The sequence below is a fragment of the Bartonella sp. A1379B genome (assembly GCF_002022485.1).
Classification (GTDB): domain Bacteria; phylum Pseudomonadota; class Alphaproteobacteria; order Rhizobiales; family Rhizobiaceae; genus Bartonella; species Bartonella rochalimae.
The window spans coordinates 380,963-406,462 of record NZ_CP019780.1; the positions used below are offsets into that span (position 1 = coordinate 380,963).

Below are 25,500 nucleotides of genomic sequence, written 5' to 3' on the forward strand. Positions count from 1 at the left end.
TCAATACACAAAAGTATTTTGTGTGATTACTTATGACAATATCACTAAAATTAGATTTTGTATAATCAATATACTAAAGTAGGATTTGATTAAAATATTCTTTGCAATAAAAAGATCACCGTATAAAGCTAGTGATGTTATCCTCGAAACCAATAGGACCTCATTTTTAGAAATGAATACTATTGTTCAAAGCTATTTCTGATATAAAAGATGTTCTACAGTACGTGATAAATATAAACTGAATCACTATACTTGAATTGATTTACAACTTTGCAGAATTATAATTCTGTTTAATAGTGTTATGACAGCTTCACAAAGGGAGCTCTGTTGTTTAATCAATTTATTGAAAAATGGTGCAGACAGCGTGCACCATTTTTGCACTAATTTTTTCTTCCCTTAGAACTCTCTACAATATCACCTGATAGCGCGGTTTATCTTTTTTTCTATTTAATAACTATTTGTTTTTATTTAATTTTATTTATTAAATTGCCTTTTGTATATAATCTTGGTACCAGATGAAAGTGCTCCAAGCGCAATTCAAAAGATGGTTCAAAAGGTGGTTCGGAGAATAAGAACGCGTGATAGATTATCTGTCTTATCTGTAAAAAATCTATCTAAAGGCAAATATGCTGACGGAGCTGGTTTATGGCTTATCAAAACTGAACCAGATCAAGGACGATGGGTTTTTAGGTTTGATCTCAATAAAAGACGACAAAAGACGACGAGAAATGGGATTAGGTTCCTGTCGCAATGTATCTTTAAAAGAGGCACGGCTCAAGGCTTCAGCTTGTCGTGATCTTTTAAATCAAGGAATTGACCCAATTCGCCAAAAACAAAAAGAATATTTGCGTCGGGCAGGGGGTGGTATTTCTTTACGAGAAATTGCCTCTAGCGCTTTTGAAGCGAAAAAAAAACGAATTGAAAAATGAAGGAAAAGTAGCAAGGTGGTTAACACCTCTTGAGTTACATATTTTTCCTAAACTTGGTGATATGCCAATTACTGAATTGACGCAAGTTGATATAAAAGGATGCATTTCTCCCATTTGGAAGACAAAAAACGAAACAGCAAATAAGCTCTATCCCGCTTGAATATAGCTATAAAACATGCGGCGGCACTTGGTATAGATGTGGATATGCAATTGATACCAAAAGCAAAAGCTTTGTTAGGAAAGTTTATTCAAAATACCCAAAATATTCCAGCAATGCCGTGGAAAGAAGTGCCTAAATTTTTTCAATCTTTAAATGATGAGATTGTATCAAATCTAGCTTTAAAACTTCTTATTTTGACGGGTGTTCGTTCTATGCCAATTAGGCATATTCGGTCAGAAGAGATTTATGGATCAATATGGATTATCCCAAAAAAAAATATGAAGGGGATTGTTGGAAAGGTTTCTGATTTTCGTGTGCCGCTTACAGCTGAAGCGCTTGCTGTTATTGAAAAAGCAAAAAAAATAGAAAAAAATGGTTTTTTATTTGCTGGGAGTTCTGGAAAGCCTATATCTGATGTAACACTTTCTAAATTCATGAAAGACAAAGGTTTTGAGCTTCGCCAATGTCAGAAATATAACAGACCTTTCTCTTCAAGAAGGACAGACTGTTTTACATCTCCTACAGAAAAAAAGAGAACAACAATCCCCTCAAGAACAACAGCCTGCTGAATTCGTCTATGACTATGATGAAACTTATAGTCAAGACAGTGTTCATCACCAAGAACAAAGAGCGGTGTGAGATGGAACAAAGAACTGCAGAATGGTTTCAGGCACGTTTAGGAAAAGTCACCGCCTCAAATGTTTACAACATTCTTAGTCGAACCGCTAGAAATTTGCCCACAAGCAAATATGAGGAATACAAAATCAAACTCATGACAGAATGCTTAGTCGGTGAAATCAGCCATTCTTATACAACATCTGCTATGCAACGGGGCATTGAACATGAAGGGGATGCCCTCAAAGAATATAGCTTTGTTTATGATAGAGAGGTTACTCCATGTGGTTTCATCCCACATCCTACAATCGAAATGGCTGGTGCAAGCCCTGATGGTCTCATTGGTGAGAATGGGCTCATAGAGATTAAATGTCCCCAGTCTGTAAACCACCTTCGTTTCTGGATGACAGAAAAAATCAAACCAGAATATTTAGCACAAATGCAATTTCAAATGGCTTGTACAGGACGTCAGTGGTGTGACTTTGTGAGCTATGATCCCGGGTTTTCAGGACAATCTGCTCACTTACGTCTCAAGGTTCAGCGGATCCATCGGAATGATGAACAGATAGAATCCATCAATCAAGCAGTGGAAACATTTTTAGAAGAAATCGAACAAGACATCAAAAAGATTACAGCTCAAGCGGCTTAAAGTTATGGGGACGCTCCAGCCATCCCCCTCCAGCGTCCCCGCCCATTTAATTATTCTCAACACTTAGATAATAAGGAAAATTTTAAATGAATGAAGAAAAATTAACTGCCTCAATAGAAAAAGTAAGCTTATTCGAACAAGCTTTACTGTTGATGCGTTTGCAACGGCTTGTCAATATACAAGATCTCTCAATTTATCTTGGAATGTCAATGACATACATTAGAGAGTTTGTAAAAATTGGAGCTTTTCCTAAGCCTATACAAGAAGGACGATATTTAAAATGGAATCTTGTTGAAATTGATCGTTATATTGAAGCAAAAAAAACGGAGAGAGATTCAGTAGAATTATGAAGAGGTTCCAAATTACAAACCGCGTTAATCAGTATGCATTTGAAGAAGGAAAAGACTACATTTTGATTTAACAAGATCTGCTATGAAAGCGGCTTAGTTTAGAAAGTTGATTCTATCTCCTAATTTTTTATGACGGGGAGGGGGAAAGTGCTAAAAAGATGCTTCAAAAAAAGCAGCAATGATTCGTATTTAGTATTATCTCAGTACCATCTGAGAGTGTTATTATAGCGTTTTAAAAGGTGGTTTAATTTTTTCTGATTTCTAATAAACTACTGAAAAATAAGTGAAAATTCACATGTCGTGGTGCGGACGGCGGGACTTGAACCCGCAAGGCCTTAGGCCGGCAGATTTTAAGTCTGCTATGTTTACCGATTTCATCACGTCCGCGGACAATTTCTCATAAGCTATATCTTCTATTGAATCAAGGATTAATAATAAAAGCTGAGATATTCGACTTTTAATAGAATTCTTGACAGAAAACTTATAACTTTTATGACAGAAAATCTGTAGGATGTTCGTGATAAAAGAGAACAATTTGTGCTATGAGTGAACTTGTTTATAATATAACTAAAGCTATGATATTTTACATAATTTTTTGAAAATGTTGTTTCAGTAAAATGATTTTTTTAGTCAAGAATATGATGCAGATGTTTATTGAAAATATAAAGATTTAATAATTAAACTCCGGTCATATAAAATTGTGGTACTTTTTGATTTTGATAATTCTTGATAGATCGCAAACGATAGTTTGATGCTAAGCTGGTTTATAATAAAACTCTAATGAGAAAAACAAACTAGATTTGATGATTTTATCTGTATGAAAAAGTGGTCTGATTAGTGATGTAAATAATTTATTTTTTAATATGGCTGGTAAGCAGAGTTTCTTTTTATTAGATTATGGAAGTTGATTTCTTTATTTAAGTAGTGAAAAGCATATAAAATTAGAAAATATAATATATTTGTAGATGAGACTATTATAGCTGAAACGAGCATAATTAGATTGTGGGATATTAGAACGGTTTTTACGTATTCTCTTATTATAACTCCTAAAAATCGAATTTTTTTGACGATGATTGAAATGTTGAATTTTGAAGGTATTGTTTTTGAAATAGTTGTTGTTGATTGATGCTCTCAAAAGTCTTTTTTTATAAAGAGAAAAAAAATTTTTAATTGTTTCTAATGGTAATGATTTTAAATATTTTCTAGGTATTAAAGAACGATTTCACATTTTCAGGGGTAGAGCAATATTTTATTTTAGTTTTTGGTGACCTTTTATAAAGGACATAGTTTTGGGCTCGAATTGTTATTTTGATGATGAGACTATACATTTTTGGTATCTCAGAAATGAGTTATAAATTTTTATATTATTTTTATTTTAAAACAAATTAGTTTCAGTGACTTATAAAGATAAATTAAAGAATTTTATTAGAAATGTTCCGATATTGCAGACGGTTATAGAGTTGCTTGGTTTTGTCATTTGAAGTTTTTTTAAACGAAGGAATATAGAAAATGAAGTCCATTTTTTGTTTTATGCTGAGTGTATCTTTATTATTGGCTATTGGGACATATAATGTAGCGGCTGAGCTAACAATAGTGCAAAAAAATGCGCTTTCAAATTTAGTTGTTGATATTAATAAAGCCATGAAAAATAAAAATTTTTCTATTGTTGCTGCTCATATGTCTGATAGGCTTTATAGAGAAATAGCACGCCGGCTAAATGCAACAGAGGATAGTTTACGTAATAATTTTCTTGAGCAACTTCATATGCAGTTCGCAAATTTGTCTACTGATGCTTATCATTTAGATGAAAAAGAAATAGACTATCAGCAAATTAATAATGATATTTTTTATGCTTTGATTCCAACTGTTATTGAGACAAAGGATCGTATCATAAAATATAAAACCTTAGCGATTTTTGATAATGGTAAATGGTTTTTAGTTTATGGGGGACAGAAGACTATACAAAATACAGTTTTTTTGGAGATTTATCCTGATTTTAAGGGAATAAATATGCCAAAGGAAACAGTAATAGAAAAATAAATAATTTTGCAAGGTAATTGCTTTTTATGTTAATTCAGTAATATTGCCTATTAAGGTGTTTGCGCTGATGAATTAGGTTTTTACACAAAAAGGTTTTATACATCTTATTTTGGGTTAATATGCCCATGTATGGTGTTTGATGGCTTATTTTTATTTCAAGCATTAGTCCACAAAATTAAAATTATGACTCTATTGTATGGTTTCAGAAATACTACAATTTAGCTTGTAATTTATTGATAATTATAGAGTTAGGGAAAATTTTATTTTGAGTGTAAGTGAAGAAAATGTTTTTACAGAACTAGGTTTGTCCTCTATTTTAGTTAAAAACCTATTTAGTGCTGGTATGAATAAACCTAAGTTTATTCAAGAGAAAGCTATCCCAGTAATGTTAAAAGGGCATGATATTTTAGGGATTGCACAAACTGGTTCTGGAAAAACATTGGCATTCAGTTTACCTATTTTGAACCGGATTTTAACTTTAGGTGATAAGCGTTATCCTAAAACTGCGCGAGCCTTAATTTTGGTTCCTACGCGTGAGCTTGCTATTCAGATTGAGGAAGCAATTAGTGCTGTTGCAAAAGGAACTCATCTTTCAACATGTTTGATTGTAGGGGGAATGTCACGCTTGATACAAATTAGACGGATGGCAAAGGGTGTTGATATTTTGATCGCAACACCTGGACGTTTAATGGATCTTATCCGTAGTAAATATGTTGATCTTTCTCAGTCTCGTTTTTTTATTCTAGATGAGGCTGATCGTATGTTAGATATGGGTTTCATTAGTGATGTGCGACAAATTGCAAACTTTTTGCATGAGAAATGTCAAACGGCACTTTTTTCTGCGACAATGTCAAAAGAAGTTAATGTGCTTGCAGATAATTTACTTAGGAAACCAGTAAAAATAGAAGTTGTTTCTCAAGGAACCACTGCTGCGGAGATTACTCAAGTACTGTATTGTGTTTCTACAAGTGAAAAAAAGAGTATTTTGAGTAAACTTTTGACAAATCCTGCTTTGACTTCAGTTATTGTATTTATACGTACTAAGCATGGAGCTGATTCTGTTGCGCGTAGTTTAGCAAAAACAGGATATTCTGTTGCTACAATTCATGGAAATAAATCACAAAATGCTCGGCAGTGTGCGTTAAAAAATTTTCGTGAAGGACTGGTAAGAGTTCTGGTTGCGACTGATATTGCTGCACGTGGTATTGATATACCTGGAATCAGCCATGTTATTAATTATGATTTGCCAGATAACGCTGAAAGCTATGTGCATCGCGTTGGTCGTACGGGACGTAATGGTGCATCTGGTGATGCTATTACACTTTTTGATGAGAAAATAGAACAGGTACGTTTGTGTGCTATAGAGCGTCTGATTCGTATGAAATTAAAACGAAAAGAGATTCCTCTGCAGTTCGCGCCATTGCCTGAAAAACTATCTGAACCGAAAATTTACAAGCGAGAAGGTAGTAAAAAACATCGCTTAAAAGGATTTAAAGGTCGGAAAAAATCTTGAATGGAATCGATAAAATTGCACAATCAAAAAGTAAAAAATCTGATTAAAATAAAAAAACACAAAATATATGGAATTATTGCGTTTTCAAAGTTAGATAAATAGTAGAACTTTACAAAGAATTACTAAAATTTATTTTTATACATTGTTGGATATAAAACTATTATTATTTAGATGTAGTAAGCAAGATGAATACGTTACTATAGGTATATTAATGTGAATCAGCTTATTTTATAATGTTGTAGGGATATTTAAGCTTTATTTGTGCTTATTGTTAATGATGACAGCCTTCGTTACTTTTTTATGATTTTAGTAAGAACTTTTTATCTTTAAGAAGAAAGTTAAATAAAGAAATCTATTAAAAAGAGCTGTAAAACGATTGAAAATAAAAAATAAAACTAACAAGAAAAATGATTTCTATGCGTATACTGATTCTGTTTAATGGCTGTAGGATATCATGAATATGATTTTTGCATAAGATAGTTTTTCATTTACCTAGAGCAAAGAAACATTGTTATCATCAGCTCAAATTTAGTAAGATAAATCTTCAAGTATAACAAACAGAATAGTCGGCGCAGTTGGCAATATATATGAAAGGCTAAATTACGCAGATTATAGAAGCTATAAAACAATTCAGAAAGAAGCACTGATTCGCAATAGATTTTGGAAGAAAACGTGAAATCCTATTCCCTCACCTTAAAAAAAGATATATAAAAACAATAAGTTATATGAAGTATAAAATAAAATGGCTCCCCGGGCCGGATTCGAACCAGCGACCAACCGGTTAACAGCCGGTTGCTCTACCACTGAGCTACCGAGGAACAGTATATAACCATCTAATTTACAAAGCCTATAGCAAAGCAATATTGATTTGCAAAGAGAAAAATTATTTTAATTTTTTAAATATTCGAATTAGAATTATAATGTAATAAATAAAAAGATTAGAAAAAGTTTCTTTGCCTTGACGGATGCTTTGCCTTCCCTTATTGACAGTCTTTACATTTTAATGGGGCTTCGTGGCGGAATGGTTACGCAGAGGACTGCAAATCCTTGTATCCCGGTTCGATTCCGGGCGAGGCCTCCAGCTAATTTGATTGATAATTCTCAAAATCTTAAATGAGTTGCTTGCGTATTTAGTAGAATACCGTGTACATTAAATTGGCGCAATTAGGATCTTACTTTTTTGTCGCACCAGTAAGTAGTAGAAGATGTTCATATCTTAAACTGTTTCTGCTTTGTTAGAGCTTTTATTGCGTATGGGAGAGAAGATTAGTGATGATTATAGATTTTGTAGAACTTCGCCATAAAATGGTTGATAATCAAATTCGTACAGTAGATGTAACAGATTTGTTAGTTCTCAAAGCATTTTTAACAGTGCCACGTGAAGATTTCGTTCCAGAAAATATTAGAAATTTAAGTTATTGTGATGCTGATATTGTTGTATTTCCAGCGCAGAGTAATTTATCTGTACGTCATTTAATGAGACCTGCATCTTTAGCGAAGTTATTACAATTGGCAGCTATAAAATCATCCGATGTTGTTTTGGATATTGGTGCAAATAGTGGTTATTGTTCTGCATTGCTTTCAAAACTTGCGAAATCCGTTATTGCCTTAGAAAGCAATAAGATCCTTGCAGAACAGGCTGCCAAGATTTTAGAGCATAAAGAGCATAATAAGTGTAATAATGTCATGGTTGTTCATGGAGCCTTAGAGAAGGGATATCCTATTAAAGGTCCTTATGATGTAATTTTTATTGAAGGTGCTGTTGATTTCATTCCTGATGGTATTTTTGATCAAATGAGAGAAGGTGGGCGTCTTATTGTGGTTGAAGGACATGGAAATGCTGGTATTGCACGAATCTATGTAAAAAAAGAGAGTACTATTTCGGTCTGTCGTAGTTTTAATCTTTCTGTAAAACCCTTACCTGAATTTTTAAAATTGCCTGATTTTGTATTTTAATGCTGATTTTTTATGAATGAATAGATAAAGAATAGTATAATTAATTTAGGATTTATATTGTGTTTAAAATAAACAAGAAACTTCAAGTATGTTTATTTCTGATTTTTTGCATTTTTGTCTCTGAATTGGCTTGTGCTGATACATTAATGGATGCTTTTGCTAAAGCTTATCTGCATAATGCTAAATTGAATAGTGAGCGTGCGGCTGTGCGCATATCAAATGATGATGTGGTTATTGCAGGGTCAGGCTTTTTTCCACAAATTGAAGGAATTGGGAGCTATAGTCGAAATAAAGCTGTTATAGCTCCTTATAGTACTTCTGGATTTATAGGAATAAGATTAAATCAAAGATTATTTGATGGTTTTATTACGCAAAATACATTTTTTTCAGCTAAATTAAAAATGCAAGCGCAGCATGAATATTTTCGTAATGCTGAGCAGAATATGTTTCTTGAAGTTGTGACAGCATACACTAATGTCTACAAAGCACGTCGTATTGCTGAACTGCGTCGAAAAAATTTGATTGCCCTTGAAGAGCAAGTTCGTTCAGATAAAGCAAAACTTGAGGTAGGGGAAGGAGGGCGTATTGATTTTGCTCAAGCACAAGCAGCTCGTTCTGTTGCTGTTTCTGAGCTTAGTATTGCTCATGCTAATGTAAAATCAGCGGAAGCAATTTATCGGCAAGTAATTGGTGCTGATCCTGAAAAATTAGAACGTCCACCGATGGCAAAAGAGTTACCAGTGAATCTTGATTCCGGTTATGAAATTAGTATCGCTACGCATCCAGCGATTCTTTATGCAAGATATTTAATTGATTCTAGTTCTTACAATGTTAAAGCGAAAGAAGGAGCATTGCTTCCTAAAATTGATTTGTCTGCGACAACATCTTATAATCGGATTTATAGAGGGCCTGGAGAGGATGGAGTTTCTCAATCCGTAGGGCTTTCGCTTAGTTTTCCAATTTTTGAAGGGGGACGTGCATCTGCGCAGATTCGTCAGGCTAAAGAACAATTTAGACAAGCCCATTTTCAGCTTGATTTGGCTCAAAATGAAGTAAAGCAAGCGCTTACTTCTGCTTGGTTTCAGTTAGAAGGAGCACGTGCATCTGTTGCAGCTTATCGTGAGAGTGTTCGTGCTGCTGACATTGCTTTTAAAGGTCGTATTCAAGAAAATCGTGTAGGGCAGGCAACCACATTAGATGTTTTAAACTCTCAGATGCAGTTAATTAATGCTCAAATTGCGCTAATAACAGCAGAATGTAATGTTATTGTTGCGAGTTATAGTGTTCAATATTCTGTTGGTAAATTGACTGCAAATTATTTGGGTTTGAAAACGGTTAAATATATTCGCTGAGAAACGAGGATATAATTAGTAGTTTTCACATATTAAAATAATTTTAGTTTGCATAAAGGGTAGATCATAAATTAATTGTTAATATTGAAAATATGTTTTGCCTAAATAACATTTTATATGACGTTAGAAAAAAGTTGTGTGTAGTATCATATTTAAGACAAAGAGATGTGTTGACTTTGTCGTTCTTTTACTACAGTAAAATGGTAGTTTCATTTGTTTTTGCGTTTCGAGAGGTTTAAAGTATGGTACAGAGTTCAAATGCGTTACATGAGCCAAGTATGGATGAGATTTTAACATCTATCCGTGAAATAATTGAAGAAAATACAGTTCAGTCTGATAATTTCTCAGGTGAATATGGTGAGTCTATTGCAGCAAATGCTTCTGCAAAGAGTTCAGTAAAGCCATCAGAAGGTATTTATGATGCGACTTTATCCGTCGATGATGCGATGAAGGCTTTGGCTGATCGTATTGGTTTTTCTGCTGAAGATGGAATTTCTCCTTTTAAGGATGGTGCAAGATTGGAAGATAAGATAGATATGCAAGGGATGAATATTTCCTCTGAAGAGCAAAATTCTGTTCATAAAGTAAAACAATATGATGAGGCATTTGTATCACAGAAAAGAAATTCATCTTCTGATTGTGTAGAGTTATCTGCGTATGTTGTTTCCTCTGCTGAAAAGGTTGCAAGAGATGTGTTGCGTCCCGCTATAGCGGAATGGTTACAATGTCAATTGCCTATTTTACTTGAAAAAATCCTACGTGAAGAAATTGTCAAAACCGTTAAGAATTTATCTTAAGAGCTTTTAAATTCGTTATATAATCTGCTATTTATTAACTTGGTTATCAGAGTTCTGACGTGGTTTTATAAAGCTATTTAGGTAAATAGTATTTTGATGTGATGTAGCTAGTTTTTGATCATGAATTGTTTTTTCAGCGGTATTGTGAAATTAAGTGGATAAGATGCTAGAAAAAAACTACGATGCTAGCTCTGTAGAGCCGCGAATTGCAAAAGAATGGGAAAAGTGTGGGGCTTTTAAAACAAAGATAGATTTAGAGCTTGATGCAGAATCTTTTTGCGTTATGCTGCCGCCGCCGAATGTCACAGGCTCACTTCATATGGGCCATGCATTAAATACGACAATTCAGGATATTATGGTGCGTTTTCAACGGATGCAAGGCAAAAATGTGCTGTGGCAGCCGGGTATGGATCATGCAGGGATTGCAACGCAAATGGTTGTTGAGCGCCAACTTGCAGAACGTCGAGAGCTAACGCGTCAAGAAATGGGAAGAGAAAAGTTTATTGAATGCGTTTGGAAGTGGCGTCATGAAGCTGGAGGGATTATCACTAATCAACTCAAACGCCTTGGCGTTTCGTGTGATTGGTCACGCGAGCGATTCACAATGGATGAGGGCTTATCTCAGGCTGTCCGTGAAGTCTTTGTTAAGCTTTACAAGCAAGGGTTAATATATAAGGACAAGCGTTTAGTCAATTGGGATCCAAAGTTGTTGACGGCTATTTCGGATCTTGAAGTTGAACCGAAAGAGGTCAAAGGTTATTTGTGGCATTTTAGGTATCCGCTTGAAGGAAAAGTTTTTGATCCGAATGATTCTACAACTTTTATAACAGTTGCAACAACACGTCCTGAAACAATGTTGGGGGATACGGGTGTTGCGGTTAATCCTGAAGATGATCGTTATAAAGATCTCATAGGACAAAATGTTATTCTCCCCCTCGTTGGTCGCAAGTTGTTAATTGTTGGTGATTCTTATGCTAATCCTGATGAGGGGAGTGGAGCTGTAAAAATCACACCAGCACATGACTTTAACGATTTTGAAGTAGGAAAGCGGCACAATTTAGGCTTAATTAATATTTTGACGCAAAAAGCTGAGATTTTTTTGCGTGATAATGAGGCATTTTTTAATGGCTTAGTCTTGTCTGATGAATTGAATGCGTTGGTGGAATATTTAGATAAAGTTGATCGTTTTGTTGCACGAAATCGTATCGTTTCTTGGATGCAAGAAAGAGGTTATTGTGTAACTGTTAATGAGCATCTTCACGTCGTTCCTCATGGTGATCGAAGTGGAGTACCCATTGAGCCGCTTTTAACAAATCAGTGGTATGTTGATGCTGTTGAATTAGCAAAGCCAGCGATAGAAGCTGTTCGCCAAGGGAAAACGAAATTTATTCCGGCTAGTTGGGAAAAAACTTATTTCAATTGGATGGAAAATATTCAGCCTTGGTGTATTTCTCGCCAATTATGGTGGGGACATCAGATACCTGCTTGGTATGGTCCTGATGGTATGATTTTTGTTGAAAAAAGTGAAAAAGAGGCTTTAGATTCAGCTTTATCTCATTATGGTAAAACAGTTCAATTAACACGTGATCAGGATGTTTTAGATACTTGGTTTTCATCTGCTCTTTGGCCTTTTTCGACGCTAGGGTGGCCTGATAAAACAATTGAGTTAACAACTTTTTATCCAACATCTTTATCGGTTACTGGATTTGATATCATCTTTTTCTGGGTTGCTCGTATGATGATGATGGGTATGCACTTTATGGGAGAAGTTCCTTTCCCAACTGTTTATGTACATGCTCTAGTGCGGGATCAGTACGGTGCAAAGATGTCAAAATCAAAAGGAAATATTGTTGATCCATTGGAACTCATTGATCAATACGGTGCAGATGCACTACGCTTTACTTTAGCTATTATGGTCGCGCAAGGTCGTGATGTAAAACTTGATCCTTCACGTGTTGAAGGCTATCGTAATTTTGTTACGAAATTGTGGAATGCCACTCGATTTGCTGAAATGAATGGTGTTAGGCATGATTTGGCTTTCAAACCAGAAAAAACGAAACTTGCAATTAACCGTTGGATTTTAACAGAATTATCCAAAACTGTTTTGGCAGTTACTAAGGGCATTGAAAACTATAAATTTAATGATGCTGCTCACGCGTTGTATCGGTTTGTTTGGAATGCATTATGCGATTGGTATCTTGAACTTCTTAAACCTGTGTTTCAAGGTTCAAATGAAGATTCTAAAAAGGAAGCACAAGCGTGTACAGCTTGGGTTCTTGATGAAGTTTATAAACTTCTCCATCCTTTTATGCCTCATGTAACAGAGGAGTTGTGGTCTCTTACGGCAATGCAAGACATGAAGCGTGAGAATATGTTAGCATTAACGCAATGGCCACAAATGATGTTTAAAGATGAAGAAGCTGCAAATGATATTAGTTGGATTATTGATGTAGTTAGTGGTATTCGTTCTGTGCGTGCTGAGATGAACGTTCCAGTAAGTGCACTGGCACCTCTCGTAATTTTAGAAGGAGGGCAAGTAATACAAGAACGTGTACATCGTTATGAGGCTATTCTTAAAAGATTAGCGCGTATCGGAGAGATTCATTTTTCTGATCAGGTTCCTGCTATATCAGCTCAAATAATTTTGGGAGAGGCAACTTTTTGCTTACCATTGGGGCAGTTGATTGATTTAGATGCCGAACGTGCTCGTTTGAAAAGGGGTATGGATAAAATTGAACAGGATATTGAGAAAATATCAATTAAATTAGATAATCCAAAATTCATAGCAAATGCAAGGCAGGAAATTATTGAGCTTGAACGTAGAAGAATTACAGAGTTGTATGAAGCAAAAAAGAAAGTATCTATTGCTTTAGAACGGCTAGCTTAATTCAGATTTTTCTTATTTTTTGAAAGTTAAAAAAGATTTGAAATGGTATTGTGGGTGACTTATGCGCGTACATTGGTCACTCAATTTATGATTAAGTGGAGTTTTATAAATTAGTAAATATTCTAGATACTATTTAGGAAAAAATTAATAGAAGAAGAAAATCTTATACAGAAGTATGATAATTTTGGTTTGTAATTGAAAAAAGCGGTTTGTTTATTCGCATTATTTTTGGAAATATACTCTTTTTGAGGAAACAATCTGTGTAGAACAATATTAATTGAGATTTATTAAACAATTAATGTATAAGGTCGATATTGGGTTGTCCATTTAAGAACTCACTTTTTTATTTTTAGAGAAAATTTAAATATAATAAACAATAGCATTATGAATTGTTAATTTTGAATAAAATTAACAATTCATAAAAGCACATAATTAAAAATTTAGGTTATGTATAAGCTGAATTACACTGTAATGATTAATAATTAAGGATTTTTGATAAAAACTCTTGAGCCCTTGGTGTTCTAGCTTGTGGGTTGGAGAAAAAGTCTTCAGATGAACAATCTTCGAGGATCATTCCTTGATCCATAAAAATTATACGTTTTGATACTTTTTGTGCGAAGCTCATTTCGTGTGTAACACAAATCATTGTCATACCTTCTTCTGCTAGGCCTATCATGACGTCTAATACTTCACCTACCATTTCTGGATCTAAAGCAGAAGTTGGTTCATCAAAGAGCATAACAAATGGGTCCATAGTTAAAGAGCGCGCAATAGCAACACGTTGCTGTTGTCCTCCAGAAAGCTGACCAGGATATTTATCTTTATGTTCGATGAGTCCAACACGTTCAAGATATAATAAGCCACGCTCAAGCGCTTCTTTTTTACTGCGTTTTAAAACTTTAATTTGTGCAATAGTTAAATTTTCCATGACGGATAAATGTGGAAAAAGCTCAAAGTGTTGAAATACCATTCCTACATGGCTACGCAATTTGGATAAATTAGTTTTTTTTGAATGAACTGGTATGCCATCAATCCAAATTTCCCCTTTTTGAAAAGGCACTAAGGCGTTAATAGTTTTTATGAGGGTTGATTTACCAGATCCTGACGGTCCACAAACTACAACTACTTCTCCTTTATTGATATTGGTTGTACAGTTTTTAAGAATGTTAACTTCGCCATACCAGTTAGAAACATTTTTCATTTCGATCATATGAGTAGACATTATTTTCTCCCCTGTTAGCGAATAATGGATATTTTTTTTTGCAAGAGTAAAACTATTTGCGATAATGTAAAGCAGATCAGGAAATAGAAAATTGCTGCTAAAATATAAGCTTCTTGTTTTACACCGAAATTGTTAGAGACAATATCAAATCCATTCAAAAGGCTATTGCCACTGATTGCATAGACAAGTGTTGTATCCTGAAACAGTATAATAATTTGTGTTAGAAAGACTGGTAGCATATTTCTGAATGCTTGTGGAAGAATCACAATACGCATATTTTGCCAGTACGTCATTCCGAGAGCTTGACCTGCATGTTTTTGTCCTTGCGAAATTGAAAGTATGCCAGCACGCATAATTTCAGCAAAATAAGCGGCTTCAAATGCAGTAAAAGTAATTAATGCTGATTTATTCGCACCGATTGATGTACCTGTTATCAAAGGCAGAAGCACAAAAAACCATAAAATAACCATTACAAGTGGTATTGATCGCATGGCAGTAATGTAAATTATAGCAAGTGTAGAAAGCAATTTAATAGAAGAAAGACGCATCATTGCTAATAATACGCCAAAGATAAGACCAAATACCGTCGTAACAATCGTTAGAAAAATGCTAAAAAGCAAACCTGATAAAATATAAGAACAGAATATATCAAAAGTAAAAAACGAAAAATCAAATTCTGAAAAATTAAAAGGAGAATAGGTATTTATAAATTCTATTATCATATTTAGCGCCCCTCTGTTTGAAAACAAGGAATCCTAATTGCTCTCTCAATTATGGTCATAAGGATGAATATGAACAGAGATATGACAATATAAAGGAGTGTAACAAGTAGATAGTTTTCATAAACATGACTTACTTCTTCAATTGTTTGATATTGGAATTGCATTAGTTCATTAATAGAAACAGCGAATGCTATAGATGAATTTTTTACGATACCCATTGCTTCTGAAGTGAGTGGGGGCATGATTGTGCGAATAGCACGTGGCAATATGATGTAACGGTAGCTCTGGTAAGTGTTAAATCCCATTGCCATTGCAGCATAATGTTGTCCAGAAGGAATAGATTCAATACCGGAGCGAACTTGTTCTGCGATACGCGCGGATGTAAAAAAACCTAAAGCGCAGATTATTAATAAAATGGGTGGAAAATTCATTGCAGGTGGATAAATTTTAGGTACGACAAAATACCATAAAAATACTTGAACAAGTAAAGGAATATTACGCATAATTTCTACCCAAAAAGTACCAACAGCACGTAAAAAATTATTAATGATGGAAGTTTTAGGCAGAGTACGTATCATTCCTATAATAACACCCATAAATACAGCTAGTACCAATGAATAGATAGATAATATGGCTGTATTTTTAAAACCATCGAGGAGTGTATCCAAATAGGTATGACTTATGCCAGGAGTTCCGAGACATCCGGCTACCAGTGTATGATTAAGATCATCTGTGCAAAGGAACGAAAAGTCCATTAATTGATTTTCCTCAAGTTAATTAGCTGCTAAGTAGAGAAAATAGATCAGCTATATTGATACAGGCTAAGTGTATTGAAAAATTTAGAATATGACTATACCTAATTTATAAAGAGTATAGTCATTCTCTTATAATGATTTTATAGATTATTTTCTATATAGGCTTCCCGTGGCTTATTATTTGGGTGCTCCCAAGCATATTGGGTTTCTTTAGAGAGAGGAAGATTAATGATAGTATTTGTAGGAGGGATTGGTTCCATGAACCATTTATTATAAAGTTTTTCTAGTGATCCATCATTGATTTGGCGTACGATACTATCGTTAATGGTTTGTTCAAAGTTTTTGTCATTTAGTCGGAGCATACAAGCGATAGGTTCAACAGAAAGTGTAGTGTCAAGAATTATATAATCGGATGGATTTTTTGATTTAGCAATATGCGCAGAGAGAATTGATGTATCCATAACAAATGCGTCAGCTCGACCAGATTCTAGTGATAAGAAGCTATCTCCGTGATCTTTACCGTTCACAACTTCAAAATGAATATTTTTTTGACGTTTATTTTTACGGATAAGCTGCACAGCTGTTGTACCAGTAGTTGTTGCGACTTTTTTACCATTTAAATCATCAATAGATTGAATGCCAGAATTTTTCTTTACAACGATTTTAACTGATTCAACATAGGTTGTGTATGCAAAAGCAGCTTCTTTACTGCGAGCAGAATCATTTGTTGTTGATCCACATTCAAAATCATAAGTACCGTTTTTCAGCAAAGGAATTCGGTTTTGTGATGTAATGGGCTGATAATTAACTTTGATTGGTTGACCAATTTTTTTTGAGATATCATTAATAATACGTTCTGCCATTTCAGTATGGAAGCCTGTATACTTACCGTTACCAAGTGCGTAGGCCAAACCTGATGATTCGCGAACACCTAAAGTGATTTCTCCCGTTCTTTTAATCTTCTCCAGTGTATCGTTTGTAGCGTGAGCAATGTTTGTTAATCCCATAAAAATTGCTGCAATAAATATTACAAATGATTTTCTCATTATTTCCTCCGTTTTTATATAATTTTTTATTATTGTTTGCTGTATTCAGGATATATTTCAATGTATGATGTAGCATATTTATTGTTTTAGGTGGGATTTTTTTTATATATCTTATCATATCTTAATTAATTGCAGTTGAGCTCGATCCAAATGGGAACGTGATCTGATGGTTTTTGATATCCCCTTGCCTCTGTTTGGCTATAGGCACAAATCAGCTGATCTGCAGCTTCTGGTGATAATAATAAATGATCAATGCGTATACCATTATTTTTTTTCCATGCGTTAGCTTGAAAATCCCAAAAACTGAATGATGGAGCATCTGTTACATTTCGGATAGCGTCATAAAAACCCAAATGAGTAATACATTGAAATATTTGTCTTATTTGTGGAAGGAATAAAGCATCGTTACTCCATTCTTGGGGATTTTTTGCATCTAATGGGGTTGGAATAACATTATAATCACCGGCAAGGATTAGAGGTTCTTCATATGCAAGTAATAATTTTGCATGTGTGTACAATCTTTTCATCCATTCTATTTTATACAAGTATTTTTCACTATTGATGGGATTGCCATTTGGAAGATAGAGAGAAGCAACACGAATGCTTCCTGTATTTGTTGAATAAACAGTTTCAATATAACGTGCTTGCATATCATTATTATTACCTGGTAATCGAAGAATAACTTCATCAGGTACTGTTTTAGAAAGAATTGCAACACCATTGAAGCTTTTTTGTCCATGCGTTTCTATATGATAACCTAAATTTTCAATTGTATCGCGTGGGAAATTTTCATCAACACTTTTAATTTCTTGTAAGCAAACTACATCAGGTTGATTCTGTTTTAGCCATTTACATAATGTTTCATGTCTTGCTTTTATACCGGCTATATTCCACGTTGCTATTTTCATACTGTTAGTTTTAAGTATCAGAATTGTAATTAGCAAGTTGTTCTGTTAAATATTACGTAATTACCCCCAATATATTGGGCTATTTTTATTTTATGAGTTTGTTATTTTGTGTATTAGCTTTTTTTGTTTTTTGAATTTTTACTTTTAGAAACTTTTCTGATGTTTAGTACTTGACGAATGTGTATGTTCTCGCTATTAAAAACTATCATGTTCAGTACGAAAGCGCATTGAGATTTAAGATGATCTAGTTCATCTTAAGAGAAGTTTGTAAGATCTAAAAACAAATGCTAATGCAAGAGGTTGTAACCTCCTATGCTAGTAGTCGGGTAAGCTGTTTATGCAGTCATGCCCGATTTTGTATTATGAATATATATTTATTCTGAATATTATCGGAATAGATAATAGAAGCCCAAGTGGGAATGACGAACGCAGATTGTTAAAAAGGAAGGTTGCATGCCTACCGTAAATCAGTTGATTAGAAAGCCACGTGTAGTGCCAGTTAAACGCAATAAGGTTCCTGCTCTTCAGGCAAATCCGCAAAAGCGTGGTGTTTGTACTCGTGTATATACAACGACACCGAAGAAGCCAAATTCTGCTCTTCGTAAAGTTGCTAAAGTTCGTTTGACAAATGGATTTGAAGTGATTGGTTATATTCCTGGAGAAGGGCATAATCTTCAAGAGCACTCTGTTGTAATGATTCGTGGTGGTCGTGTAAAGGATTTACCGGGGGTTCGGTATCACATTGTTCGTGGATTGCTTGATACGCAGGGTGTTAAAAATCGTAAACAGCGTCGTTCTAAATATGGCGCAAAGCGTCCGAAATAAATATTTTGAGAGACAAAGCCAATGTCCCGTCGTCATAGAGCAGAGAAACGTGAAATTAATCCAGATCCTAAATTTGGTGATTTGGTTATTACAAAATTTATGAATGCCATTATGTTTGATGGTAAAAAGTCAGTGGCTGAGCGTATTGTTTATGGCGCTCTTGATTTGGTTGAGAATAAAGTTAAGACAGATCCTGTGGCTCTGTTTCATCAAGCGTTAGAAAATGTAGCTCCACATGTTGAGGTTCGGTCACGTCGTGTTGGGGGTGCAACTTATCAAGTTCCAATTGATGTTCGTCCTGATCGTCGGCAGGCTTTAGCTATTCGTTGGTTAATTGCAGCGGCGCGTGGGCGGAATGAAACAACAATGGTTGGTCGCCTTTCTGGTGAGTTGGTTGATGCTGCTAATAATCGTGGTTCTGCAGTGAAAAAGCGAGAAGATGTTCATCGTATGGCTGAGGCTAATCGTGCATTTTCTCATTATCGCTGGTAGGTGTGTTTAGAAAAGATCTAAGGCAAAAAGAATGGCTCGCGAATATAAAATTGAGGATTATCGTAATTTTGGTATTATGGCGCATATTGACGCCGGTAAAACCACGATGACTGAGCGTATTTTATTCTACACTGGTAAGAATCACAAGATTGGTGAAACGCATGATGGTGCTTCTACAATGGATTGGATGGAGCAAGAGCAAGAGCGTGGTATTACAATTACATCTGCTGCTACGACGACTTTTTGGGAAGGTCGTGATGGTCGAAAACGACGCTTTAATATCATTGATACGCCTGGTCACGTTGATTTTACAATTGAGGTTGAGCGTTCTTTGCGTGTTCTTGATGGTGCGATAGCGTTGTTGGATGCGAATGCAGGTGTGGAGCCTCAGACGGAGACTGTTTGGAGGCAGGCTGAGAAGTACCGTGTGCCCCGTATGGTATTTGTTAATAAAATGGATAAGATTGGGGCTGATTTCTATCGTAGTGTAGAAATGGTTGCTTCTCGATTGGGAGCTAAGGCTCTTGTCTTGCAGTTACCGATTGGTGCTGAAAATGATTTTGAAGGTGTTGTTGATCTTGTTGAGATGAAGGCATTGACATGGGATGGTTCCATTGGAGCTTCGGCCGTAGTAGGTGAGATACCTGCTGAGTTAAAGGAGAAGGCAGAGGAATATCGAGAAAAATTGGTCGAGATGGCTGTTGAAGTCGATGAGGCTGCGACAGAAGCTTATTTGGAAGGGGTTATGCCAACCAATGAACAGCTTGTGGCTCTTATTCGTAAAGGAACAGTGGAGGTTCAGTTTCATCCGGTTCTTTGTGGTACAGCTTTTAAAAATAAAGGTGTTCAACCGCTTTTAGATGCTGTTGTTTCTTATCTTCCTTCTCCTGTTGATGTTCCCGCTATTAGTGGTGTTGATGTTAAGACTGAATCTGAAACAACGCGTGAATCTTCAGATGAAGCTCCGCTTTCTATGCTTGCTTTCAAAATTATGAATGATCCATTTGTTGGGTCTTTGACTTTTTGTCGTATTTATTCTGGCAAAATCCAAAAAGGTATTTCTCTTGAGAATACTGTGAAGGGAAAGAGAGAGCGTTTGGGGCGTATGCTTCAGATGCATTCTAATTCTCGTGAGGATATTGAAGAAGCATTTGCTGGTGATATTGTTGCTCTTGCTGGTCTTAAGGAGACAACAACAGGTGATACTCTTTGTGATCCTTTGAAGCCTGTTATTTTGGAGCGGATGGAATTTCCTGAACCTGTTATTGAGATTGCTATTGAGCCGAAAACAAAGGCAGATCAAGAGAAAATGGGGCTTGCTCTTAGTCGTTTGGCTGCAGAAGATCCTTCATTTCGTGTTAAATCGGATGAAGAATCTGGTCAGACAATTATTGCTGGAATGGGTGAGCTTCATCTTGATATCATTGTTGACCGTATGCGGCGTGAATTTAAGGTTGAAGCTAATGTTGGGCAGCCTCAAGTAGCTTATCGTGAATCAATAACAAAAGTTGCTGAAATTGATTATACCCATAAGAAGCAATCTGGTGGTGCTGGACAATTTGCTCGTGTAAAAATTATTTTTGAGCCTCATGATGGTGATGACTTCGTTTTTGAGTCAAAGATTGTTGGTGGTGCCGTTCCTAAAGAATATATCCCAGGTGTTCAAAAAGGTATTGAAAGTGTTATGGGGTCAGGCCCTCTTGCAGGATTTCCTATGCTTGGTGTAAAAGCTACTTTGATTGATGGTGGCTATCATGATGTTGATTCTTCTGTTTTAGCTTTTGAGATTGCTGCGCGTGCAGCATTTCGGGAAGGGGCGCAAAAGGCTGGTGCTCAGCTTCTTGAGCCAATTATGAAGGTAGAGGTTGTGACGCCAGAAGATTATGTTGGTGATGTGATTGGTGATTTAAATTCTCGTCGAGGTCAAATTTCAGGTACGGAAGCTCGTGGTATTGCGACAGTTGTGAATGCAATGGTTCCTTTGGCGAATATGTTTGGTTATGTGAATACACTTCGGTCGATGAGTCAAGGGCGAGCTCAATATACAATGCAATTTGATCATTATGAGCCTGTTCCTTTAGCTGTAGCACAGGAGATTCAGAAAAAATATGCATAATCAATATACGTAATTTATAATCGTATATTAATTTTAAACTTAGTTCATAATTTGAACAGAAAATGGAGAGCTCAAATGGCAAAGAGCAAATTTGAACGTACGAAGCCGCATGTTAATATAGGTACGATTGGTCATGTTGATCATGGGAAGACTTCATTGACAGCAGCGATTACGAAGTATTTTGGTGAATTTAAAGCGTATGACCAAATTGATGCGGCGCCTGAGGAGCGGGCACGTGGTATAACGATATCTACTGCGCACGTTGAGTATGAAACGGAGAGCCGTCACTATGCTCACGTTGATTGTCCTGGTCATGCGGATTATGTTAAGAACATGATTACAGGAGCGGCCCAAATGGATGGTGCGATATTAGTTGTTTCTGCAGCAGATGGACCTATGCCTCAAACGCGTGAGCATATTTTGTTGGCCCGCCAGGTTGGAGTTCCAGCGATTGTTGTTTTTCTCAATAAAGTTGATCAGGTTGATGATAGCGAGCTTTTAGAGCTTGTAGAGCTTGAAGTTCGTGAGCTTTTATCGAAATATGATTTTCCGGGAGATGATATTCCTATAGTTAAGGGTTCGGCTTTGGCTGCGCTTGAGGATTCAAATAAGAGTATAGGTGAAGATTCTGTTCGTCTTTTGATGAGTGAAGTTGATAAATATATACCGACCCCTGAGCGTCCAGTTGATCAGCCGTTTTTGATGCCTATCGAGGATGTTTTTTCTATTTCTGGTCGTGGTACGGTTGTTACAGGTCGTGTTGAGCGTGGCATTATTAAAGTTGGTGAAGAGATAGAGATTATTGGAATTCGTCCTACATCTAAGACGACGGTTACCGGGGTTGAAATGTTTCGGAAACTTTTAGATCAAGGTCAGGCTGGTGATAATATAGGCGCTTTGCTTCGTGGAGTTGATCGTGAGGGGATTGAACGTGGTCAAGTATTGGCGAAACCTGGTTCTGTTACACCTCATACTAAATTTAAAGCTGAGGCTTATATTTTAACGAAAGATGAGGGGGGACGTCACACACCGTTTTTCACAAACTATCGTCCTCAATTTTATTTTCGTACGACCGATGTTACAGGTATAGTTACGCTTCCTGAAGGAACGGAAATGGTTATGCCGGGTGATAATGTTGCAATGGATGTTTCTTTGATTGTTCCAATCGCAATGGAAGAGAAGCTTCGTTTTGCGATCCGAGAAGGTGGTCGCACCGTTGGGGCCGGTATCGTATCTAAAATTATTGAATAGGTGAGATAATCATTGAGAAATGTCTTTGATTGTTGAGGACATTTCATATGTTAAGGAAATAAAGAGCATGAATGGCCAGAATATCCGTATTCGTTTAAAGGCATTTGATCATCGGATTCTTGATGCATCGACGCGTGAAATTGTGTCAACCGCTAAGCGTACTGGTGCTAATGTCCGTGGTCCTATTCCGCTTCCAACACGGATTGAGAAGTTTACGGTTAATCGTGGCCCACACATTGACAAGAAGAGTCGTGAACAATTTGAAATGCGTACGCATAAACGTCTTCTTGATATTGTTGATCCAACACCACAAACGGTAGATGCGCTGATGAAGCTTGATCTTTCTGCTGGTGTAGATGTTGAAATCAAGCTCTGAGGTTTGAAGACAGAAGGAACTGCCCCAATGCGTTCAGGTGTAATAGCACAGAAGTTAGGTATGACCCGTATTTATAATGATGCTGGTGAGCATGTGCCAGTAACTGTGCTTCGTCTAGATAAATGTCAGGTTATTGCTCAACGTACAGTTAAAAAAAATGGTTATACTGCTGTTCAATTAGGTGTAGGATTTGCTAAAATTAAAAATACATCTAAAGCTCTTCGTGGGCATTTTGCTAAAGCTGTAGTTGAGCCAAAGGCTAAAATAGCAGAATTTCGCGTTAGTCCTGATAATTTACTTGATGTTGGTACTGAAATTACAGTGGAACATTTCGTGCCAGGTCAAAGGGTTGATGTAACAGGTGTAAGTATTGGTAAAGGGTTTGCCGGTGTTATGAAGCGGCATAATTTTGGTGGGCATCGTGCCTCCCATGGTAATTCTATTACACATCGTGCTCATGGTTCAACAGGTCAATGTCAAGATCCTGGAAAAGTATTTAAAGGCAAAAAAATGGCTGGTCATATGGGGCAAGCACGTGTAACAACTCAAAATATTGAAGTTGTTTCTACGGATGTTGATCGTGGTTTGATTTTAGTGCGTGGTTCTGTTTCTGGTTCTAAAGGGTCTTGGATTTTAGTGCGAGATGCTATAAAAAAGCGTCTTCCTGATAATGCACCAAAACCTGCTGGTATTCGCCGACTTGTTAAAGAGGAAAAGGGATCAACTCCCTTAATGGCGGAAATTTCTGAATCTAAGGGAGCCGAATGATGGACCTTGTTATAAAAACTCTTGATGGTAAAGAAGCCGGTAAATTGAAAGTTTCTGAAAATATTTTTGGTCTTACTCCTCGTGAGGATATTTTGCAACGTGTTGTTCGTTGGCAGCTTGCACGTCGTCAAAAAGGTACGCATCAGTCACAAGGGCGGTCTGATGTATCGCGAACAGGGGCGAAAATGTTTAAACAAAAAGGAACTGGACGTGCCCGTCATTCTTCTGCTCGGGTACCGCAATTCCGAGGTGGTGGTAAAGCACATGGTCCGGTGATGCGGAGTCATGCGCATAACCTTCCTAAAAAGGTTCGTGCTCTTGGGTTGCGTTTAGCTTTATCGGTCAAATTAAAAACAGATAATTTGATTATCGTTGACGAGCTTAGTATTCGAGACGCAAAGACAAAAATGCTGAATATGAATTTTTCTAAACTTGGTTTCAATAATGCTTTGTTAATTGGTGGAAAAGAAGTTGATATGAATTTTTTTCGTGCAGCATCTAATATTCCTAATATTGATGTTTTACCAGTTCAGGGGATTAACGTTTATGATATTTTGCGTCGCAGCAAGCTTGTTTTGTCAAAAGAGGCTGTTGAGACACTTGAGGAGCGTTTCAAATGACGGATCTTCGTTATTATGATGTAATTTTAAGTCCAGTTGTTACTGAGAAGTCGACTATGCTTTCTGAGTATAATCAAGTTGTTTTTAAGGTTGCTCAGAAAGCAACAAAATCTGAAATTAAAGCTGCTATTGAAGCACTTTTTAGTGTAAAGGTTAAGGCAGTGAATACAATAGTTCGTAAGGGCAAAATGAGGCGTTTCAAAGGTATTGTTGGTCGGCAAAGTGATGTTAAAAAAGCAATTGTAACGCTTGTCAAAGATCAATCAATTGACTTTTTAGCAGGCTTATAGAAGGTTCAGAGGTTAGAAGAATGGCACTTAAGCATTTTAATTCGACTACGCCCGGACAGCGTCAGCTCGTTATTGTGGATCGTTCTGATCTTTATAAAGGTAAACCTGTAAAGAGATTAACAGAGGGCTTGCCGTCAAAAGGTGGTCGCAATAATCGTGGCAGAATTACTGCTCGTTTTCAAGGTGGTGGTCATAAGCGTAGTTATAGGCTTATTGATTTTAAGCGTATCAAGCGTGATATGTTTGCAAAAGTTGAGCGTTTGGAATACGATCCAAATCGTACGGCTTTTATTGCGTTGATTCGTTATGAAGATGGGCACTTGAGTTATATTCTTGCACCGCAGCGTCTTGATGTTGGTGACTCTGTTATTGCTGGTTCAAATGTTGATGTTAAGTTAGGCAATGCGATGCCTCTTAGTAATATGCCTATTGGTACTATTGTTCATAACGTTGAAATGAAGCCTGGAAAAGGTGGTCAGATTGCGCGTTCAGCAGGGGCTTATGTGCAATTGGTTGGGCGAGATGAAGGGATGGCTATTCTTCGTCTTAATTCTGGTGAACAACGTTTGGTTTCAGGTAATTGTTTTGCAACGGTTGGTGCTGTTTCAAATCCTGATCATGGGAATATTAGTGATGGTAAAGCTGGTCGGTCACGCTGGCGTGGTAAGCGTCCACATGTTCGTGGAGTTGCTATGAATCCAGTTGATCATCCGCATGGTGGTGGTGAAGGTCGCACATCAGGTGGTCGTCATCCAGTGTCTCCTTGGGGAAAGCCTACGAAAGGTAGGCGTACACGTTCTAATAGAGCCACTGACAAGTTTATTATGCGTTCTCGTCACCAGCGTAAGAAATAGGAAAGGT

The 25,500-nt window shown here is 36.3% G+C and carries 25 protein-coding genes and 3 tRNA genes; 21 read left to right on the plus strand and 7 right to left on the minus strand.

Annotation, left to right across the window (positions count from 1 at the left end; all coding sequences use genetic code 11):
• Positions 1–626: 626 nt before the first annotated feature.
• The 5 genes from BA1379B_RS06975 (at position 627) to BA1379B_RS01530 (ending at position 2,703) form a co-directional block, all read left to right on the plus strand.
• Positions 627–929: an Arm DNA-binding domain-containing protein gene (locus BA1379B_RS06975; RefSeq protein ID WP_236829067.1), complete on the plus strand. Its 303-nt coding sequence runs from the start codon at positions 627–629 to the stop codon at positions 927–929.
• On the plus strand, positions 919–1,089 hold the full coding sequence (locus BA1379B_RS06980; RefSeq protein ID WP_236829068.1) for a phage integrase central domain-containing protein: 171 nt from the start codon (positions 919–921) through the stop codon (positions 1,087–1,089). The genes BA1379B_RS06975 and BA1379B_RS06980 overlap by 11 nt, the downstream gene beginning before the upstream one ends.
• A complete protein-coding gene (locus BA1379B_RS06985) occupies positions 1,086–1,658 on the plus strand; it encodes a tyrosine-type recombinase/integrase (RefSeq protein WP_236829069.1) in 573 nt (190 codons plus the stop codon). The genes BA1379B_RS06980 and BA1379B_RS06985 overlap by 4 nt, the downstream gene beginning before the upstream one ends.
• 71 nt (positions 1,659–1,729) lie before the next feature.
• A complete protein-coding gene (locus tag BA1379B_RS01525; protein ID WP_078692320.1) occupies positions 1,730–2,353 on the plus strand; it encodes a lambda exonuclease family protein in 624 nt (207 codons plus the stop codon).
• Positions 2,354–2,439: 86 nt separating this feature from the next.
• Positions 2,440–2,703, plus strand: a complete 264-nt coding sequence (locus BA1379B_RS01530; RefSeq protein ID WP_078692321.1) for a helix-turn-helix transcriptional regulator — start codon at positions 2,440–2,442, stop codon at positions 2,701–2,703.
• Positions 2,704–3,004: 301 nt separating this feature from the next.
• On the opposite strand, the gene BA1379B_RS01535 is transcribed toward BA1379B_RS01530, so the two are convergent.
• Positions 3,005–3,090, minus strand: a tRNA-Leu gene (locus BA1379B_RS01535).
• Positions 3,091–4,212: 1,122 nt separating this feature from the next.
• On the opposite strand from BA1379B_RS01535, the gene BA1379B_RS01540 reads away from it, so the two are divergent.
• On the plus strand, positions 4,213–4,743 hold the full coding sequence (locus BA1379B_RS01540) for a hypothetical protein (protein WP_078673654.1): 531 nt from the start codon (positions 4,213–4,215) through the stop codon (positions 4,741–4,743).
• A 265-nt stretch (positions 4,744–5,008) separates the two neighbouring features.
• Positions 5,009–6,256: a DEAD/DEAH box helicase gene (locus tag BA1379B_RS01545; RefSeq protein ID WP_078673655.1), complete on the plus strand. Its 1,248-nt coding sequence runs from the start codon at positions 5,009–5,011 to the stop codon at positions 6,254–6,256.
• A gap of 743 nt (positions 6,257–6,999) precedes the next feature.
• On the opposite strand, the gene BA1379B_RS01550 is transcribed toward BA1379B_RS01545, so the two are convergent.
• Positions 7,000–7,074 (minus strand) — tRNA-Asn (locus BA1379B_RS01550).
• A 189-nt stretch (positions 7,075–7,263) separates the two neighbouring features.
• Here BA1379B_RS01550 and BA1379B_RS01555 point away from each other — a divergent pair.
• The 5 genes from BA1379B_RS01555 (at position 7,264) to BA1379B_RS01575 (ending at position 13,248) form a co-directional block, all read left to right on the plus strand.
• Positions 7,264–7,337: transfer RNA gene (locus BA1379B_RS01555), tRNA-Cys, on the plus strand.
• A 191-nt stretch (positions 7,338–7,528) separates the two neighbouring features.
• Positions 7,529–8,212 carry a protein-L-isoaspartate O-methyltransferase family protein gene (locus tag BA1379B_RS01560; RefSeq protein WP_078673656.1) on the plus strand — a complete coding sequence of 228 codons (684 nt, stop codon included), beginning with the start codon at positions 7,529–7,531 and terminating at the stop codon, positions 8,210–8,212.
• Positions 8,213–8,262: 50 nt separating this feature from the next.
• Positions 8,263–9,564, plus strand: coding sequence for a TolC family outer membrane protein (locus tag BA1379B_RS01565; protein ID WP_153300822.1), 1,302 nt, complete (start codon positions 8,263–8,265; stop codon positions 9,562–9,564).
• Between the two features lie 242 nt (positions 9,565–9,806).
• Positions 9,807–10,361: a DUF2497 domain-containing protein gene (locus BA1379B_RS01570; RefSeq protein ID WP_078692322.1), complete on the plus strand. Its 555-nt coding sequence runs from the start codon at positions 9,807–9,809 to the stop codon at positions 10,359–10,361.
• A gap of 163 nt (positions 10,362–10,524) precedes the next feature.
• Positions 10,525–13,248: a valine--tRNA ligase gene (locus BA1379B_RS01575; protein WP_078673659.1), complete on the plus strand. Its 2,724-nt coding sequence runs from the start codon at positions 10,525–10,527 to the stop codon at positions 13,246–13,248.
• Positions 13,249–13,723: 475 nt separating this feature from the next.
• Here the strand turns inward: BA1379B_RS01575 and BA1379B_RS01580 are convergent, their stop codons facing one another.
• From BA1379B_RS01580 to xth, 5 genes are all read right to left on the minus strand, one after another.
• On the minus strand, positions 13,724–14,470 hold the full coding sequence (locus BA1379B_RS01580) for an amino acid ABC transporter ATP-binding protein (protein WP_035006097.1): 747 nt from the start codon (positions 14,468–14,470) through the stop codon (positions 13,724–13,726).
• A 14-nt stretch (positions 14,471–14,484) separates the two neighbouring features.
• Positions 14,485–15,192, minus strand: coding sequence for an amino acid ABC transporter permease (locus BA1379B_RS01585; RefSeq protein WP_078673660.1), 708 nt, complete (start codon positions 15,190–15,192; stop codon positions 14,485–14,487).
• A 2-nt stretch (positions 15,193–15,194) separates the two neighbouring features.
• Positions 15,195–15,947 (minus strand): amino acid ABC transporter permease, encoded by a 753-nt coding sequence (locus BA1379B_RS01590; RefSeq protein ID WP_078673661.1) that lies wholly within the window; start codon positions 15,945–15,947, stop codon positions 15,195–15,197.
• 140 nt (positions 15,948–16,087) lie between these two features.
• The gene (locus BA1379B_RS01595; RefSeq protein WP_078673662.1) at positions 16,088–16,993 is read right to left on the minus strand and encodes a transporter substrate-binding domain-containing protein; all 906 of its coding nucleotides are present in this window, start codon (positions 16,991–16,993) and stop codon (positions 16,088–16,090) included.
• A 125-nt stretch (positions 16,994–17,118) separates the two neighbouring features.
• Positions 17,119–17,901, minus strand: a complete 783-nt coding sequence (gene xth, locus BA1379B_RS01600) for an exodeoxyribonuclease III (RefSeq protein ID WP_078673663.1) — start codon at positions 17,899–17,901, stop codon at positions 17,119–17,121.
• A 453-nt stretch (positions 17,902–18,354) separates the two neighbouring features.
• On the opposite strand from xth, the gene rpsL reads away from it, so the two are divergent.
• From rpsL to rplB, 9 genes are all read left to right on the plus strand, one after another.
• Positions 18,355–18,726: a 30S ribosomal protein S12 gene (gene rpsL / locus BA1379B_RS01605; protein WP_035006089.1), complete on the plus strand. Its 372-nt coding sequence runs from the start codon at positions 18,355–18,357 to the stop codon at positions 18,724–18,726.
• A gap of 21 nt (positions 18,727–18,747) precedes the next feature.
• Positions 18,748–19,218: a 30S ribosomal protein S7 gene (rpsG, locus tag BA1379B_RS01610; RefSeq protein ID WP_035006087.1), complete on the plus strand. Its 471-nt coding sequence runs from the start codon at positions 18,748–18,750 to the stop codon at positions 19,216–19,218.
• 31 nt (positions 19,219–19,249) lie between these two features.
• Positions 19,250–21,334 (plus strand): elongation factor G, encoded by a 2,085-nt coding sequence (gene fusA / locus BA1379B_RS01615; protein ID WP_078673664.1) that lies wholly within the window; start codon positions 19,250–19,252, stop codon positions 21,332–21,334.
• A gap of 75 nt (positions 21,335–21,409) precedes the next feature.
• Positions 21,410–22,585, plus strand: a complete 1,176-nt coding sequence (gene tuf / locus BA1379B_RS01620) for an elongation factor Tu (RefSeq protein ID WP_035006025.1) — start codon at positions 21,410–21,412, stop codon at positions 22,583–22,585.
• A gap of 67 nt (positions 22,586–22,652) precedes the next feature.
• Positions 22,653–22,961, plus strand: a complete 309-nt coding sequence (gene rpsJ / locus BA1379B_RS01625) for a 30S ribosomal protein S10 (RefSeq protein WP_007477064.1) — start codon at positions 22,653–22,655, stop codon at positions 22,959–22,961.
• Between the two features lie 27 nt (positions 22,962–22,988).
• Positions 22,989–23,729, plus strand: a complete 741-nt coding sequence (gene rplC, locus BA1379B_RS01630; protein WP_035006084.1) for a 50S ribosomal protein L3 — start codon at positions 22,989–22,991, stop codon at positions 23,727–23,729.
• Entirely contained in the window at positions 23,729–24,349 is a 621-nt protein-coding gene (gene rplD, locus BA1379B_RS01635) for a 50S ribosomal protein L4 (RefSeq protein WP_078673665.1), read from the plus strand. Before rplC ends, rplD begins: the two co-directional genes overlap by 1 nt.
• Positions 24,346–24,639: a 50S ribosomal protein L23 gene (locus tag BA1379B_RS01640; RefSeq protein WP_078673666.1), complete on the plus strand. Its 294-nt coding sequence runs from the start codon at positions 24,346–24,348 to the stop codon at positions 24,637–24,639. Before rplD ends, BA1379B_RS01640 begins: the two co-directional genes overlap by 4 nt.
• Before the next feature lie 20 nt (positions 24,640–24,659).
• On the plus strand, positions 24,660–25,493 hold the full coding sequence (gene rplB, locus BA1379B_RS01645) for a 50S ribosomal protein L2 (protein ID WP_078673667.1): 834 nt from the start codon (positions 24,660–24,662) through the stop codon (positions 25,491–25,493).
• Positions 25,494–25,500 lie beyond the last annotated feature (7 nt).

What these genes read in the sequence shown, in the direction of transcription:
- rplB (WP_078673667.1), top strand. Translation starts at nt 24,660, where the DNA reads ATGGCACTTAAGCATTTTAATTCGACTACGCCCGGACAGCGTCAGCTC.
- BA1379B_RS01525 (WP_078692320.1), top strand. Translation starts at nt 1,730, where the DNA reads ATGGAACAAAGAACTGCAGAATGGTTTCAGGCACGTTTAGGAAAAGTC.
- BA1379B_RS01590 (WP_078673661.1), bottom strand. Translation starts at nt 15,947, where the DNA reads ATGGACTTTTCGTTCCTTTGCACAGATGATCTTAATCATACACTGGTA.
- BA1379B_RS01560 (WP_078673656.1), top strand. Translation starts at nt 7,529, where the DNA reads ATGATTATAGATTTTGTAGAACTTCGCCATAAAATGGTTGATAATCAA.
- BA1379B_RS01540 (WP_078673654.1), top strand. Translation starts at nt 4,213, where the DNA reads ATGAAGTCCATTTTTTGTTTTATGCTGAGTGTATCTTTATTATTGGCT.
- rplD (WP_078673665.1), top strand. Translation starts at nt 23,729, where the DNA reads ATGGACCTTGTTATAAAAACTCTTGATGGTAAAGAAGCCGGTAAATTG.
- BA1379B_RS06975 (WP_236829067.1), top strand. Translation starts at nt 627, where the DNA reads ATGCTGACGGAGCTGGTTTATGGCTTATCAAAACTGAACCAGATCAAG.
- BA1379B_RS01640 (WP_078673666.1), top strand. Translation starts at nt 24,346, where the DNA reads ATGACGGATCTTCGTTATTATGATGTAATTTTAAGTCCAGTTGTTACT.
- rpsG (WP_035006087.1), top strand. Translation starts at nt 18,748, where the DNA reads ATGTCCCGTCGTCATAGAGCAGAGAAACGTGAAATTAATCCAGATCCT.
- xth (WP_078673663.1), bottom strand. Translation starts at nt 17,901, where the DNA reads ATGAAAATAGCAACGTGGAATATAGCCGGTATAAAAGCAAGACATGAA.
- rpsJ (WP_007477064.1), top strand. Translation starts at nt 22,653, where the DNA reads ATGAATGGCCAGAATATCCGTATTCGTTTAAAGGCATTTGATCATCGG.
- fusA (WP_078673664.1), top strand. Translation starts at nt 19,250, where the DNA reads ATGGCTCGCGAATATAAAATTGAGGATTATCGTAATTTTGGTATTATG.
- tuf (WP_035006025.1), top strand. Translation starts at nt 21,410, where the DNA reads ATGGCAAAGAGCAAATTTGAACGTACGAAGCCGCATGTTAATATAGGT.
- BA1379B_RS01585 (WP_078673660.1), bottom strand. Translation starts at nt 15,192, where the DNA reads ATGATAATAGAATTTATAAATACCTATTCTCCTTTTAATTTTTCAGAA.
- BA1379B_RS01570 (WP_078692322.1), top strand. Translation starts at nt 9,807, where the DNA reads ATGGTACAGAGTTCAAATGCGTTACATGAGCCAAGTATGGATGAGATT.
- BA1379B_RS01595 (WP_078673662.1), bottom strand. Translation starts at nt 16,993, where the DNA reads ATGAGAAAATCATTTGTAATATTTATTGCAGCAATTTTTATGGGATTA.
- BA1379B_RS01575 (WP_078673659.1), top strand. Translation starts at nt 10,525, where the DNA reads ATGCTAGAAAAAAACTACGATGCTAGCTCTGTAGAGCCGCGAATTGCA.
- BA1379B_RS01580 (WP_035006097.1), bottom strand. Translation starts at nt 14,470, where the DNA reads ATGTCTACTCATATGATCGAAATGAAAAATGTTTCTAACTGGTATGGC.
- BA1379B_RS01530 (WP_078692321.1), top strand. Translation starts at nt 2,440, where the DNA reads ATGAATGAAGAAAAATTAACTGCCTCAATAGAAAAAGTAAGCTTATTC.
- rpsL (WP_035006089.1), top strand. Translation starts at nt 18,355, where the DNA reads ATGCCTACCGTAAATCAGTTGATTAGAAAGCCACGTGTAGTGCCAGTT.
- rplC (WP_035006084.1), top strand. Translation starts at nt 22,989, where the DNA reads ATGCGTTCAGGTGTAATAGCACAGAAGTTAGGTATGACCCGTATTTAT.